9 protein-coding genes are annotated in these 15,515 nt (G+C 68.8%); 7 read left to right on the top strand and 2 right to left on the bottom strand.

Annotated elements, in window-relative coordinates; translation table 11 throughout:
* Positions 1-27 precede the first annotated feature (27 nt).
* Positions 28-897, bottom strand: a complete 870-nt coding sequence (gene hpnD, locus AC07UK_RS16435; protein ID WP_494687594.1) for a presqualene diphosphate synthase HpnD — start codon at positions 895-897, stop codon at positions 28-30.
* Between the two features lie 227 nt (positions 898-1,124).
* The gene (locus tag AC07UK_RS16430) at positions 1,125-1,328 is read right to left on the bottom strand and encodes a cold-shock protein (protein ID WP_010810931.1); all 204 of its coding nucleotides are present in this window, start codon (positions 1,326-1,328) and stop codon (positions 1,125-1,127) included.
* 1,015 nt (positions 1,329-2,343) lie between these two features.
* Between AC07UK_RS16430 and AC07UK_RS16425 the strand changes: the two genes are divergently transcribed.
* The 7 genes from AC07UK_RS16425 to pelG all read left to right on the top strand — a co-directional run bounded on the left by AC07UK_RS16425 (position 2,344) and on the right by pelG (position 15,374).
* The gene (locus tag AC07UK_RS16425) at positions 2,344-5,250 is read left to right on the top strand and encodes a bifunctional glycoside hydrolase/polysaccharide deacetylase family protein (protein ID WP_494687593.1); all 2,907 of its coding nucleotides are present in this window, start codon (positions 2,344-2,346) and stop codon (positions 5,248-5,250) included.
* The gene (locus AC07UK_RS16420) at positions 5,213-9,295 is read left to right on the top strand and encodes a tetratricopeptide repeat protein (protein ID WP_494687592.1); all 4,083 of its coding nucleotides are present in this window, start codon (positions 5,213-5,215) and stop codon (positions 9,293-9,295) included. The genes AC07UK_RS16425 and AC07UK_RS16420 overlap by 38 nt, the downstream gene beginning before the upstream one ends.
* A gap of 59 nt (positions 9,296-9,354) precedes the next feature.
* Positions 9,355-9,921 carry a transporter gene (locus tag AC07UK_RS16415; RefSeq protein WP_041228943.1) on the top strand — a complete coding sequence of 189 codons (567 nt, stop codon included), beginning with the start codon at positions 9,355-9,357 and terminating at the stop codon, positions 9,919-9,921.
* 66 nt (positions 9,922-9,987) lie between these two features.
* Positions 9,988-11,427 (top strand): PelD GGDEF domain-containing protein, encoded by a 1,440-nt coding sequence (locus AC07UK_RS16410; protein ID WP_494687591.1) that lies wholly within the window; start codon positions 9,988-9,990, stop codon positions 11,425-11,427.
* Complete coding sequence (locus tag AC07UK_RS16405) at positions 11,420-12,406, top strand: tetratricopeptide repeat protein (protein WP_436224780.1); 987 nt, start codon at positions 11,420-11,422, stop codon at positions 12,404-12,406. Before AC07UK_RS16410 ends, AC07UK_RS16405 begins: the two co-directional genes overlap by 8 nt.
* A complete protein-coding gene (gene pelF, locus AC07UK_RS16400) occupies positions 12,403-14,001 on the top strand; it encodes a GT4 family glycosyltransferase PelF (protein WP_436224781.1) in 1,599 nt (532 codons plus the stop codon). Before AC07UK_RS16405 ends, pelF begins: the two co-directional genes overlap by 4 nt.
* Before the next feature lie 2 nt (positions 14,002-14,003).
* Complete coding sequence (gene pelG, locus AC07UK_RS16395; protein WP_436224782.1) at positions 14,004-15,374, top strand: exopolysaccharide Pel transporter PelG; 1,371 nt, start codon at positions 14,004-14,006, stop codon at positions 15,372-15,374.
* Positions 15,375-15,515 lie beyond the last annotated feature (141 nt).

Here is a 15,515-nt window from a genome sequence, read left to right as displayed (position 1 = left end):
GCGCCCGGCATGCATCGGGTGCAGCGCTCAGCCAATGGCGTGGCGCAGCACGATCCAGAGCAATTGGGCGCGCGGCAGGCGCACGCGCTGGCGCGGCACGCGCCAGCCCTGCGTGCGCAGCCGCGCCAGGATGCGGTGGTAGACCTCGGCCATGATGCGCGGCGAGCGCACCTGCCGGGACGGGCAGCGCGCCATGATGGCATAGGCCTGGTCATAGTGCGCCTGGGCCTCGCGCGCCACGGCCGCGCAGGCCTGGCCGACGGCGGGGTGGGCCACCACGGCCTGGGGCGTGTCCGCCCCGATGCCGGCCGCGGCCAGCGCTTCCGCCGGCAGATAGAGCCGGCCGATGGCAGCGTCTTCGTCGATATCGCGCAGGATATTCGTCAGCTGCAGCGCGCGGCCCAGGTGGTGCGCAAGCGCAATGCCGCACGCTTCTTCCAGGCCGAACACGCGCACCGCGAGCCGGCCGACAGCGCTGGCGACACGATCGCAATACAGGTCGAGGGTGGCCGCGTCGGGGGCACGGATGTCCTGCACCACGTCCATGGTCATGCCGTCGATCACGGCGAGGAAATCCTGCTGCTGCAGGTGGAAGGCCCGGATCTGCGCGCTCAGCGGCTGCAGGGCGCGAGGCGGATTGCCGGCGTAGCAGGCGGCGATGTCGTGGCGCCAGGCATCGAGCGCCGCAAGGCGCTCGGCGTGCGGTGCGTTGCCGTCGGCGATGTCGTCGACTGCGCGGCAGAACGCATAGATCTCGAACATGGCCTGGCGCTGCGCTGGCGGCAGGATGCGCAGCGCGGCATGGAAGGAACTGCCGGCCGAGGCCGCTGGGCCCGCCTGGCTGCCCTGGTCGGCGGCGACCGGGGCGTCTTGCGTTGCGATTTGAGTACCGGCCACGAAACTCCTCGACACGCTGCATACCGTCCCGCACTGACCGCGCAGCATCCGTGCGCACCCACTGGCGGGAGGGTGGTTGTGGGTCGGCCGATTATAGCAATTTCACCCGTTGCAGGACCGCAGTCTCCACGGCCCCGGTGCCGGCGCGCCAATAAAAAAGCCCCGCGCCGAAGCTGCGGGGCTTTCCTTCCGGCCGGCCCGCTGGACCGGCCCGGACTCCACCGGTATCAGAGGGCCTGAATCTTGGTGGCTTGCTCGCCCTTCTGGCCCATGGCCTTGACGTAGCGTACCTTCTGGCCTTCCTTCAACGACTTGAAGCCATTGCCTTCAATTGCGGAGAAGTGCGCGAACAGATCATTGCCACCTTCATCCGGCGTGATGAAGCCGAAGCCCTTTGCGTCGTTGAACCACTTAACGGTACCGGTTTCCATATCTATCTCAACCTTGAATTTCAAAATGAGCGAAAACGCTCGTTATACACCGTGTGCAACGCACCCAGCGGATCCTTTTTATGTTCCCCGCCAGCGCATTCCATATGACTTCGATATGTCGCTGTCGTGACAACCGAAAACGTCACGGAACGACAACACCAAAAGACACACCGCATGGGCGCTGCACAAGTGGGAATCATTCTGCCGAATTTTCCCGGCGTGTCAATCAGGCTAAGCGCCTAATCATGATGAGAGGTTCCGATAGGAGATGTTAGCGTTTTCTACTTCAGCTTCAGTTCAGTGAATTCCCTGATTTTCTATTGGCGGATTTGGTTGTGCGTGCACCGTCAGCGGGCGTGATGCCACGCTCCCGTGCATAATGGCTGCCGTCCGGTGCATGGGCGTACCATCTTTTTTACAAATTCTTACGGCGCCCAATGCCTACCGCGTTCGGGGGAAGCGGGCGCGGCCCGGATATACCATTATGCTGACAATAAAGGCCAGGCCGGTGGCCGCGCTCGCGTCATGTACAGACATACATGAGCGCGCCCACTGTATGCGGGCCCATACATAAAATATCGGAACGGGGAATCCATCATGGCGTTTCAAACCTAGCTGTCCGGCATTGCGGTTGCGGACAGCTCCACCACCCGTCGTGCACGGGACCTTGACTGTTTCCGTTGTTTGCATCTGAGCTGAACCACGCTCGCGGTACGCCTGTACCGCGAGCGTGGCTGGCGCGCGCCCTGCAGCGCCGCGGCGCGCGTTAACGCGCGAGCCGGCTCAATGTCTCAGTGTTGGGACAATTGTTGACAATGTGATCCATGCGTCTGTCCTAGCATTCGTTTGCCGGATACCATCGGATTTTTCCGATTCTGAGATCCACAGTCGGACACAAGGCGGCGACGACCGCATCAGGAAATGTTGTGCGTGAGGCACTTGCCGGCGTGCGCAGAGAAGAGGAAGCAAGCCTGTGAAGCAGCTGGAGGAAGCACAAGGGAGCCGGGGCGGCCGCATGCCGTTCCGATCGGGGTGGGTAGGGATGCGCATGGCGCAGCAGGTGCAAGGCATCGCGCTGGCGCTGGCCCTCGGGGCGGCGACGGCTGCGGCCGCGCCGCCGCCCGCGGCGCAGACGGCATCCATGCCGTCGATCGCCTTGCACTACGGCGCCAGGCCGCCGGTTGACGCCCTGCAGGCCTTCGACATCGCCGTGGTCGAGCCCGACAGCGGCTTCGACCCACGCCAGGCGGCGACGCCGGCCACCGCCTGGTTTGCCTATGTCAGCGTGGGCGAGGTGCTGGAGAGCCGCCCCTACTTCAAGGACATCCCCAAGGCCTGGTTCGTCGGGCGCAATGACGCCTGGAACGCCCCGGTCATCGACCAGGCAGCCGACGGCTGGCCCGCCTTCTATGTCGACAAGGTGATCGCGCCGCTGTGGCAGCGCGGCTTCCGCGGCTTCTTCCTCGATACCCTCGATTCCTACCAGCTTGCCGCCAGGACCGACGCCGAGCGCGCGCGGCAGGAAGCCGGGCTGGTGCGCGTGATCCGCGCCATCAAGGCGCGCTACCCCGAGGCGCGCCTGGTCTTCAACCGCGGCTTCGAGATCCTGCCGCAGGTGCATGACCTGGCCTATGCCTTTGCCTTCGAATCGCTGTTCCGCGGCTGGAACCAGGCCCAGGGCCGCTATGTCGACGTGCCGCAGGCGGACCGCGACTGGCTGCTGGCGCAGGCGCGCACCATCCGCGAGCAGTACCGCCTGCCGGTGATCTCCATCGACTATTGCCCGCCGGCGGACCGCCGCTGCGCACGCGAAACCGCGCAGCGCATCCGCGCGCTGGGGATCACGCCCTATGTGGCCGATCCCGGGCTGCAGACGGTTGGCATCGGCAAGGTCGAGGTGCTGCCCCGGCGCGTGCTGGTGGTGCAGGAGCGCCGCCCCGGGGTGTCGATCGATGATTCCGAGGGCGTGCGCTTTGTCTCGATGCCGCTCAACTACCTTGGCTATCGCGTGGATTTCGCCGAGACCCGCGAGGACCTGCCCGAGATCGGGCCGGACCGCTACGCCGGCGTGGTGGTGTACCTGTCAGGCAATGTCACGGCGCAGCCGGGACGCTTCTATACCTGGGTGCAGGCGCGCATGGCGCAGGGCATGCCGGTGGTGTTCCTCAACGACTTCGGCACCAATGTGAGCGGCGCGGTGGCGCGCAGCTTCGGGCTGAAGACCGTCAAGGGCCGCGTGTCGGGCCCGGTCGAGGTGCTGGCCAAGGACCGGATGATGGGCTTCGAGATGCCGGTGGCCCCCGACCGCACCCAGGCCGAAGCGATCCAGGTGCCGGACGGCGATGGCTACCGTTCGCTGCTGCGCCTGCGCTCGGGCACGCTGACCTATGACGCCGCCGCGATCACGCCGTGGGGCGGCTATGTGCTGGGGCCGTATGCGGTGCGCCAGAGCGGCAACGGCAACGCCCAGAGCCGCTGGGTGGTGCAGCCGCTGGACTTCCTGCGCGAGGCGCTGCGCCTGCCCGCCATGCCCGTGCCCGATGTCACCACCGAAAACGGCCGGCGCCTGCTGACCATCCATATCGACGGCGACGGCTTTGCCTCGCGCGCCGAGATTCCCGGCGGCGGTTTCTCCGGCGAGGTGCTGTTCCGCGAGATCTTCGACCGCTACCGGCTGCCGATGACGATGTCGGTGATCCAGGGCGAAGTCAGCAAGGACGGCATGTACCCCAGGCTCAGCGCCGAGCTTGAGCCGATCGCGCGCAAGATCTTCGCGCAGCCTTATGTCGAGGTGGCCAGCCATACCTTCTCGCATCCATTCGAATGGTCGCGCACGGTGCCGGCACCGCCAGGGCAGGCAGCGCAATCCAGCGGGGCCGCCGTGGTCGAGGGCGACGAGGCCTTCCACCTGAGCATCCCCGGCTACAGCATGGACCTGAACCGCGAGATCGGCGGCTCCATCGACTACATCAACCGCACGCTGGCGCCGGCCGGCAAGCCGGTCAGCATGCTGCTGTGGTCGGGCGACTGCCAGCCGCCGGCCGAGGCGCTGCGCCTGACCGACAAGGCGCGCGTGCTCAACATGAACGGCGGCGATACGCTGATTACGCGCAGCAATCCCAGCTGGACCGCGATTGCGCCGCTGGGCATCAACAAGCCCGGCGGCACCTTCCAGGTGTTTGCGCCCAACCAGAACGAGAACGTTTACACCAACCTCTGGCATGGCCCGTTCTACGGCTTCGAGCGCGTGATCGAGACCTACGAGCTGACCGACAAGCCTTACCGCTTCAAGCCGGTCAATATCTACTACCACAGCTATTCGGGCACCAAGGCCGCGTCGCTGAAGGCGCTGCGCAAGGTCTATGACTATGTGCTGGCGCAGCCGCTGCTGCCGCTGCACTCGACCGACTACGTGCGCAAGGTGCTCGACTGGCAGGACATGGCCGTGGCGCGGGACGTGGGCGACGGCCAGCCGGGCAGCACCGGTGCCGAATGGATCGTGCGCGGCGACGGCAACCTGCGCAACCTGCGCTGGAGCGGCGCGGGCATGCCCGACGTGGGCGCGGCGCACGGCGTGACCGGCACCTCGCCGGCACCGGGCGGCGGCGTCTACCTGCACCTGGATGGCGGCGATGCGCGCTTTGCCGTGCGCGACACCGTCACTGCCCCGGCCGCGCCGCAACTGGCCGAAGCCAACGGCATCGTGCGCGACTGGTCGCAGCGCGATGGCGTCACGCGCTTCGCCTTCAGCGGCTACTTCAAGCCATTCTTCCGTCTTGCCAATGCCGGCAACTGCCGTGTGAGCGTCGATGGCAAGCCCGTACAGGCCGTCCGCGAGCGCAATACGCTGCGCGTGGATACCGCACCCGTCACCGATCCGAACCATGCCAGGCAACAAGTCGAAGTCCGCTGCGCCGGTTGAGCGCGAGCGGCTGCTGCCGCCGGCGCTGGTGCTGACTTTCACCGCGATGGTGGGGATCGGCCTGGCGCTGATGTTCCCGCGCGAGACCCTGCGCGAACGCCTGCTGGGCCAGGGTCGCACCATCGACGGGCTGACCATGGCCTACCTGGAAGCCTGGTGGAAGGTCACGCCCGACGACCCCGCCTTCATGGGCGTGCTGGCCGAGCAATACGCGCGCACCGGCCGGCTGGAAGAGGCGCAGGCCATGCTGGCGCGCATGCAGGCGGTGCAGGGCACCGACCTGTCGGGCCAGATCCTGCGCACCCGCATCGAGATCGCGCAGCAGCGCGCCTGGGCCGCGCTGCCGGATACGCCTGAGCGCGAGCAGAACCTGGTGCAGCTGCGCAGCCTGCTGGACCAGGCTGCCGGGCGCAGCTGGGGTCTGGCCGACCTGCAAACGCTGGCCACGCAGTCCAGCCAGGCCGGCGCCCAGGACGCCATGCGCAAGTTCTATGCGGCGCTGGCCAGCCAGGACCGCAACAACGCGGCCTTCTGGAACCGCCAGCTGGCCGACTTGGCGATCGCGGGCGGCGATTATCGTGACGCCGCCAACGCCTTGTTCGCGCAGCAGGCGGCCGCCACCACGCTGGCCGAGCAGCGCGCGCTGTTCCTGAAGGCAGTGCAGACGCTGCAGTCAGGCAACCTGCTGGATGAAGCGCTGGCACAGGCCGAGCGCCACGGCGGCAAGCTGCTGGACGATCCGGAGGTGCTGCGCTACCTGACGAAGCTGGCGCTGGCGGCCAACAAGCCGGAGCAGGCCAGCCGCTATGTCGAGCGGCTGCTGAAGGTCTCGGCGCGCACGCGCGATGCCGGGGACATGGCGCTGGCCGCGCGCCAGGCCGAGGTGCGCCGCATCGCCGCCAGCCAGCCCTGGGCCGAGCGCGGCTTTGTCTTCCTCGACGGGCCGCGCGGCCTGGCCTTGCGTGAAGCGCTGGCCGCTTCCGGCCAGCTGGGTACGCGCAAGATTGCGGCGCCCGCGCAAGCACCGGCGGAGCCAGCCGACAAGCCGTTCAACGCCGACGACTACGACCTCGCCTATCGCGTGTTCCTGTCGGCCGGCAAGCTCGACCAGGCGCAGCGCGTGGCCGAGACCGCGGTGCGCCGGCTGCCGGGCGAGGCGATCTGGCGCGAACGGCTGGCCCAGGTGGCCGAATGGAACCGCCAGCCCGCCGTGGCCCTGAAGAGCTGGCTCGACTATGCGCGCGCCACCAACGACGAGCGCGCGTGGGATGCTGTGATGCGGCTCGCCCCCGGCCTGTCCGACGACCGCGCCTACCTGGCCGCGCTGCGCCACCGCGCGGGCGGCTCGAACCTGAAGACGGTGGATGAGGTGGTGGCCGCCTACGAACGCCTGGGCGAACCGGAAGAGGCCATGCGCTTCCTCGAAGGCCTGAGCCACGGCCCCAGGGCGCGCGACATCATGGAGCGCCACGCCGCGCTGGCCGAGCGCGCCGGCAAGGACGAGCGCGCGTTCCAGATCTATACGCAGTTGCAGCAGCGCTTTGGCCCACGCTCTGCCTATGCCCTCAAGCTCGCCAACCTGCTCTATGTGCGCGGCAAGCTGGCGCAGGCGCTGGACGCCATGCTGCCGGCGCGTGCCACGGCCGGGAAGGATGACATCCTTTACTGGCGCACCTTTACCGAGCTGGCGCGGCTGAACCAGCGCGACGACCTGCTCAAGGACGGCTATCGCCAGCTGATGCTGGCGGCGGCGCAGACGCAGGACGAACACTGCCTGCAGCTGCCGGCGGGCCCGGCGCGCAACGACTGCCTGGACGAGGTCCGCGACACGCAGGAGGCGGATTTCTCCAACCTGATCGCCTACTACGACAAGACCCCGATCGACGCCGGGCGCATCGCCGAGGCCGACTGGCGCCGCAGCGGCAAGCCGGCATCGCTGGAGCTGGCGCTGTACTACTACACGCGTGCCCATGCCTACCCGCGTATCGAACGCCTGCTGCGGGACATGACGCCCGGGCAGCGCCAGGCGGCAGCGCAGTCGAGCCGCTTCCTGATGCGGCGCGCGGAGTACTACCGCGTGACCGGCCAGCGCGACCTGGCCCTGGCCGACCTGCGCCACGCCGCGGGCCTGCGCGATGCCGACAGCGAAACCCTGGCGGCGCTGCTGTGGACGCTGGTCGACCAGGGCAGCGATACCGAGGTGCGCGCGGTGATGCGCCGGGTGAAGGACGACGCGGAAGACAACCCCGACCTGTGGGGCGCCTTTGCCGCGGGCCATATGCGCTTCCAGGACGGGCGCGCGGCCCTGCACTACCTGCGCAGGCTCAATGACGGCAAGAGCGCCGATCCGCTCTGGCTCAGCCTGATGGCCGATGCCTATGAAACCATCGGCCAGACCGACATGGCCTGGCGCATGCGCCGTCAGGCCTGGATCGACCTGCATCACGGCTGGTCCCAGGGCGGGGTGCGCTATGCCCGGCTGCGGCCCGACAACACCGACGGCGACGAGGAGTACGAGAACGATTCCGGCGCGCCTTCGCGCGCGGACCTGCGCCGCCAGACCGTGGCGCTGGGGCAGAGCTTTGCCTCGGGCGATGTCTCGCGCGCGCTGGTGATCCAGATGCTGCGCGCGGACCGCGCTTCCACCGCGGCGCGCGAACTGGTGCCGCCGATGGCGGGCGCGCCGTCGCAGCTGGGCGAGGTGGCCGGGCTGCCGCCGCTGCATGAGGCGGCAACTGCGCCCGCGCCCGCGGAGGTCGTGCGCAACGCGGCCCGCCGCGATGCCGCGCTGTCCGCTGCCGGTCGCGATGCCGCCCTGGCCTGGGCGATGTCCGCGGAATCCAACGAACTGGCGCGCGGCTGGCTGGCCCGCCAGTACGTCAACCGGCTGCAGCGCCCGGCCTATGCCGAGGTGGCGATTGCGCTGGACCAGCAGGACATGAACAGCCTGGACCGCATCCTGGAGCGCCAGGCCGGCCGCGTGCCGGTGGCTAACCAGATCGAGGCCAACCAGCAACTGAACCGCATCAGCGCCGCGCAGACGCTGGCCTTCGAGACCCAGGAGCGGGCCCGTTCCGATGACACGCTGCAGGACACCTTGCAGGAGACGCTGCTCTACAACGCCCAGGCGATCGAGCCGCGCGTGAGCTTCATGCACCAGAAGCCGCTGGAATATACCGAAGGCAGCCTCGCGGGTGGCGTGCGCCTGTGGGACGGGTATGACCTGAACCTGCGCGGCACCTGGCGCGACCAGCGCAGCACCGACCCCCAGCAGCTGGTGAACGTGCCGTCGTCCGACCGGCGCGCCGACCTGTCGCTGGGTTATCGCGACAACAGCAAGCGCTGGCGTGCCACGGCAGGCTACCGCGAGGGACTGGACACGATGGCGACCGCGCGCTTCTTCGGCGAGTGGAACCAGCAGGGCCGGCTGCAGTTCAGCACGCTGGCCGGGCTGAACCAGCCGGCCGATGAATCGGCGCCACTGCGCGTGGGCGGGGCCAAGGACGTCGTGGGGCTGGGCGCAACCTGGCGCTTCAGCCTGCGCGAGTTCGTCGGCGCGCGCATCGAGTACAGCAGCTTCCGCGGGCAGGACCGCAGCGCGCTGGGGCATGGCATGGTCTATGACGTCGAGGCCGGCTACAGGATCCGCACCTCGTATCCGGACTACACCGTGCGCGTGGTCGGCACGCATGCCAACTACAGCGCCAACGGCGGCAGCCTGACACCGCGCATGGCGTCGCTGGTGCCGGCCGGCGACGAAGCCACGCCGGCGTTCTACATGCCGCAGGGCTTTACGCAGGCCGGCGTGCTGTTCGGCTTCGGCACTGAGCTGCTGGATGAGTACACACGCAAGTGGCGGCCGTTCGGTGAAGTGGGGCTGCTGCGCGACACGCGCGCACGGCAGAACTTCCGCGTGCAGGGCGGGCTGGCCGGATCGGTGTTCGGCAACGACCACCTGGCGCTGTATATCTCGCATGAGACCGCGGCGCGCAACGGTGGCAAGCCGCTGACGGAACTGGGAATGCGCTATCGCTGGCTGTACTGAGCCGGCGGCAGCGGATGGCACGGATCGGGTAACAACAGGACATGGAAAAGGGGATGAAGATGAACAAGCAAACCACGGCAGTGACAGGCAAGACGGTGGCCAGGCGGCTGGCGGCATGGTGCGGCGCGCTGGGCGCGGCACTGTGGCTGGCGGGTTGCGCGGTGACGGATGTCGGCCGCGCGCCGGCGCTGGCCCGCGGCGAGACCATCGCGGTGCTGCCGATCGTGAACTACACCGAGACGCCGCAGGCCGGCCTGCGCGCCGAGGCGATTGCCGAGAGCCTGCTGAAGACCGGCGGCGTGGCCAGCCTGAAGCGCTATCCGGCCAGCCTGAACCCGGAAACGCTGTTCGAGCCGGCCGAGCGCGAGGCCGTGGGCAAGGCGCTGGAATGGGCGCGTGCCGAGAAGGCCCGCTACGCGCTGACCGGTGCGGTGCAGGAATGGCGCTACAAGGTGGGCGTGGACGGCGAGCCCGCGGTCGGCATCTCGCTGCAGCTGCTGGACGTGGCCAGCGGTGAAGTGGTGTGGTCGGCCACCGGCAGCGACAGCGGCTGGAGCCGCGCGTCGCTGTCGGGCACCGCGCAGAAGCTGCTGCGCCGCCTGCTGGCGCCGCTGATGCAGGGCTGAGGCGGCGGCAAGCCATCAGGACGAGGCTGCACACCGATGCGGCGATGGAATGGTTGAAGCAAGGGGATGAGCGTGGCCAATACGGCTGACAAGACATATCGCGCGCGGCAAGGTCAGGGCATCGGCCTGGGTGGGCGCTATGCGCGCCTGCTGGCGCCGGCGGTCAGCGGGCGCGCGGCCGTGGTGGAACTGGTGGTGGCCATGCTGGCGGCAATGGGGCTGGCGTGGCTGGCGCTGCCGCAGAACCCGCTGCTGCTCGGCATGGGCTTTCCGTGGGCCTGGCTGCTGCCGGTGATCCTGGCGCTGCGCTACGGCACGCTGATCGGCGTGGGCAGCGTGCTGATGCTGCTGGGCGGCTGGTACTTCTACCAGCAGACCGGCGTGATGGCAGGACCTTTCCCGCGCCTGTTCTTCCTCGGCGGGCTGCTGCTGGTGCTAGTAGCGGGGCAGTTCGGCGATATCTGGGGCACGCGCCTGGCGCGTGCCCGCGCCGTGAACCGCTACCTGGACGAACGCCTGGCGGCACTGACCAAGAACCACTACCTGCTGCGCATCTCGCATGCGCGGCTGGAAAACGACCTGCTGGCGCGGCCCACCACGCTGCGCGACACGCTGTCGCAGCTGCGCAGCGTGGCGCTGGACGAGGCGGCGCGCACCGGCCAGGTGCTGGCCGGCGCGCAGCCGATGCTGCAGGTGGTAGCGCAGGCCTGCCAGCTCGAGGCAGCCGAGCTCTATGCCTGCGATGGCGAGCACGTGGACGGTGCCCCTGTCGCCAGCGTCGGCCCGGAATTCACGCTCGATACCACCGACCCGCTGGTGCGCCACTGCCTGGACACGCGCCAGCTGGCGCACCTGCGCGCCGACGGCCTGCAGCATGGCGCGCAGACGCGCTACGTGGCGGTGGCGCCGGTGCTGGCCGGCTCCGACCACCTGATCGGCTTGCTGGTGGTCGAGCGCATGCCGTTCCTGTCGCTGACCTACGAGAACCTGCAGATGCTGATGGTGCTGCTGGGCTACTACGCTGACGGCGTGGAGCACGCCGGCGCCACCCGCACCATCCAGGCGGCGCTGCCGGCCTGCCCGTACCCGTTTGCGCTGGACTATGCGCGGCTGTCGCGGCTGCGGCGCGAGACCGGCATCGAAAGCTCGGTGGTGGCGCTGGTGTTCGACGCGGATCCGGAGCGCGATGCGCTGTTCGAGCAGGTGGTACGCAGCCGGCGCGCGCTGGATGTGGCGTGGCCGGTGGTCAACGCCCATCACCGTGCCATGCTGACGCTGATGCCGCTGTCCGATGCGCAGGCGGTGGCGGCCTACCTGGTGCGCATCGAAGACATGCTGCGCGCGCAGTTCGGCACCGACTTCACCAGTGCGGGCATCGGCGTCTATACGCTGGCGGTGCCCGGCGCCGGCTCGGAAGACGCGCTGGTCAAGCTGCTACGCCGGGCCCAGGTGGATGGCGCGATCGCCCCCGCCACGCTGCCGGCCGGGGAAGCGCCCCATGTTTAAGCTCGGCGCCAGCGGGCTCGCCGCCCAGATCGCCGCGCTGGCGCTGCTGGCGCGCGCCGGCAACAGCACCGCGCTGCTGCTGGCCTTCTTCGGCATGCAGGCGGTGGCTGCCGCGCTGACGGCGCTGCTGCTGTGGCGCCTGCTGCCGCGGCGCTTTCGCGTGCCGTTCCTGTGGAGCTATGGCTTTCTCGCGCTGTTCTGCTTCTTCGTGCCGCTGGGCGGCGCGCTGGTGTGCCTGGGCAGCTACCTGTTTTCGAAGCTGTTCCCGCGGCGCGTGGACACCAGCGGCATCGGCACCGTGGGCCTGCCCGAGTTCGTCACGCACCTGATGTCGCGCGTCACCCACGGCGGCGGCGCGCGCCTGCGTGCGCAGCTGGGCAATGCGCGCGCGCCCCTGACCGAGCGCATGACCGCGCTGGTGGCGATGCAGTCGATGCCGGCGCGCACCGCCAGCCCGGTGCTGCGCGAACTGCTGGCCGACAGCGTCGACGACGTGCGGCTGCTGGCCTACGGCATGCTGGACGGCGCCGAGAAGCAGCTGACCCAGCAGATCCTGGCCGAGCTGCCGCGGCTGGAGAGCGCCAACAGCGCCAGCGAGCGCGCCGAGATCAGCAAGCGGCTGGCCGACCTGTACTGGGAACTGATCTACCAGAACCTGGTGCAGGGCGATGTCTACCGCTACACCGCCAGCCAGGTCGAGCGCTACGCCAGCGCGGCGCTGGAGTACGACGACAACAATGCCTCGCTGTGGTACATGCGCGGGCGCCTGGCGCTGGCGCGCAATGCCCCGCGCGAGGCGCGCGACTGGCTGCAGCGCGCCGAATCCCTCGGCTTCGCGCGCGAGCGCGTGCTGCCGCACCTGGCCGAAGCCGCCTACCTGGAACGCGACTACGCCGCGGTGCGCCAGCTGATGGCATCGTTTGACAGCCCCTCGCCGCTCCCGCTGGTGCGGCCCCTGCTGCGGTACTGGCAATCATGAGCGAGATTCTGGTAAAAGGGACGTCGGCCGACGTCATGCTGCTACTCGAAGGCACCTTCCCGTATGTGAGCGGAGGGGTGTCGAGCTGGGTCAACCAGATGATCCGCGCGTTCCCGGACCTGCGCTTCGGCATCGTCTTTATCGGCAGCCGGCGCGAGGACTATGGCGACATGGCCTACCAGCTGCCGCCCAACGTGGTGCACCTGGAAACGCACTACCTGTACGACTTCCCGCCGCCGCCGCTGGTCCAGGGCAGCACCGGCGATGCCAGGGCGTTCGACGCCTCGGACCGCCTGCACGAGCTGCTGCGCGACCCGGGCCGCGAGGCCGAGGCCGGCGCCATGATCCGCGAGCTGATGCCGGCGCTGCGCGAGGGCGGGGCGCTGGGCGAGGACGCCTTCCTGTACAGCCGCCGCGCCTGGCAGACCATCACCGAGCAATACCGGCGCTTCTGCACGGACCCGTCGTTCACGGACTATTTCTGGACCGTGCGCATCATGCACAAGCCGCTGTGGCAGCTGGTGCGCATTGCCGACAACCTGATCCCGGCGCGCGTCTACCACACGGTTTCCACCGGCTATGCGGGCTTTCTCGGGGCGCTGCTGCGCCACCGCAACCAGCGCCCGCTGCTGGTGTCGGAGCACGGCATCTACACCAAGGAACGCAAGATCGACCTGTTCCAGAGCCAGTGGATCCGCGACAACCGCAATGTGTTCGAGCGCGACATCTCCCAGATCAGCTATTTCCGCGAACTGTGGGTGCGCTTCTTCGAGACCATTGGCCGGGTCTGCTACGACGCTGGCGACGACATCGTCGCGCTGTACGAGGGCAACCGCCGCCGCCAGGTGCAGGACGGCGCCCCTGAGGCGCGCACGCGCAGCATCCCCAACGGCATCGACCTGCCGCGCCTGGCGCCGCTGCGCGCGCGCCGCAAGCCGGGCGTGCCGCCGGTGCTGTGCCTGATCGGCCGGGTGGTGCCGATCAAGGACGTCAAGACCTTTATCCGCGCCATGCTGACGGTGGTGCGCGAGTACCCCGACGCCGAAGGCTGGATCGCCGGCCCGGAGGACGAGGATCCCGACTACGCGCGCGAATGCCGCAGCCTGGCCGAAAGCCTGGGCCTGGGCCAGAAGGTCAAGTTCCTGGGCTTCCAGCGCATCGACGCGCTGCTGCCGCAGGTGGGCGTGCTGGTGCTGAGCTCGATCAGCGAGGCGCTGCCGCTGGTGGTGCTGGAGGGCTTTGCCGCCGGCGTGCCGTGCGTGACCACCGACGTGGGCTCGTGCCGCGAGCTGCTGTTCGGCCTGCCCGGCGAGGACGCCGCGCTGGGCTCGGCCGGCGAGGTGGTGCGCATTGCCGACCCCGCGGCACTGGCCGCGGCGGCGCTCGGGCTGCTGCAGGACCCGGCGCGCTGGCAGGCGGCGCAGGCCGCCGGCGTGGCGCGCGTGGAGCGCTACTACACCCAGGACCGCATGGTGGGCAGCTACCGCGAACTGTATCAACGGCTGATGGCGCAACCAGACGGCGCCGGGCATGGCGGACCTGAGCGGCAGGGCGGCGGCAACCCCGCGCGCTGCCCGGTCCACGGAGGAGCCTGAGCATGGCTGGCATTGGATTCGAGCTGCGCAAGATGCTGCGGCGGGACAACCTGTCGGGCATGCTGAGCGCCTACGCGTATGCCGGCATCATCAGCTCCGGGCCGTGGATCCTGTCGATCGTCGGCATCCTGCTGATCGGCATGCTGAGCCTGCCCTTCGTGGTGCCGGGCTCGCTGATCACGCAGTTCCAGGTGTCGGTGACCTACCTGATCGCTGGCAGCCTGATCCTGACCGGGCCGATGCAGCTGGCGTTCACGCGCTTCACCTCGGACCGGCTGTTCGAGAAGCGCGACCACCTGGTCCTGAGCAACTATCACGCGGTGGCGCTGCTGGCGACGGTGCTGTCGGGCTGCATCGGCGTGGCGTGCGCGGTGTTCAGCTTCGGCGAGCAGTCGGTGCTGTACCGGCTGCTGATGGTGGCGGGGTTCGTGGTGCTGAGCAATATCTGGATTGCCGCGATCTTCCTGTCGAGCATGAAGCAGTACAAGGCGATCGTGTGGACCTTCCTGCTGGGCTACGCGATCTCGGTCGGGGCCGCGCTGGCGCTGCGCGGCCACGGGCTGGAAGGGCTGCTGGGCGGTTTCGCCGCCGGCCAGCTGTGCCTGCTGACCGGCATGGTGACGCTGATCTACCGCAACTACACCAGCCGCCAGTTCATGTCGTTCGAGGTGTTCCAGCGCCGCTATGCCTACCCCAGCCTGGTCGCGATCGGCCTGCTGTACAACCTGGGCATCTGGATCGACAAGTTCATGTTCTGGTACGCGCCCTCCACGGGGCAGCAGGTGATCGGGCCGCTGCATGCGTCGATCATCTACGACATCCCGGTGTTCCTGGCCTACCTGGCGATCATCCCCGGCATGGCGGTGTTCCTGGTGCGCATCGAGACCGATTTCGTCGAGTACTACGACGCGTTCTACAACGCGGTGCGCGGCGGCAGCTCGCTCGAGCATATCGAGGACATGCGCAACACCATGGTCCAGACCATCCGGCTGGGTTTGTACGAGATCGTCAAGGTGCAGGCCATCGCGGCGCTGCTGCTGTTCGCGGTGGGCGTGTGGGTGCTGCGGCTGCTGGGCATTTCCGAGCTGTACCTGCCGCTGCTTTACGTGGACGTGATCGGCGCCAGCCTGCAGGTGGTACTGCTGGGGGTGCTCAACATCTACTTCTACCTGGACCGCCGCCGCGAGGTGCTGCTGCTGACCGCGACCTTCGTGGTGCTGAACTTCGCGCTGACGCTGCTGACGCTGCACCTGGGGCCGGCCTGGTACGGCTACGGCTTTGCGGTGTCGCTGCTGGTGGTGGTGGCGCTGGCGCTGTACCTGCTGGACCGCAAGCTGGACCGGCTGGAGTACGAGACCTACATGCTGCAATAGGCCCTGCCGGGGCCGCGCCGCCTGGCTCCCCGGGCGGCGCGATGGCGGCAAGGACGGTGCAGATCGAAAGACGATCGCGGAAGGATCGGCGCAGTTGCCGCCGCCACCCCTCGTCGGGGCATCTCGACGAAAGGGCCCGCG

The sequence above is a fragment of the Cupriavidus sp. GW821-FHT07C08 genome (assembly GCF_059419025.1).
Note: the sequence above shows the minus strand (reverse complement) of the source record. Positions and strands in the feature narration are given on the sequence as shown.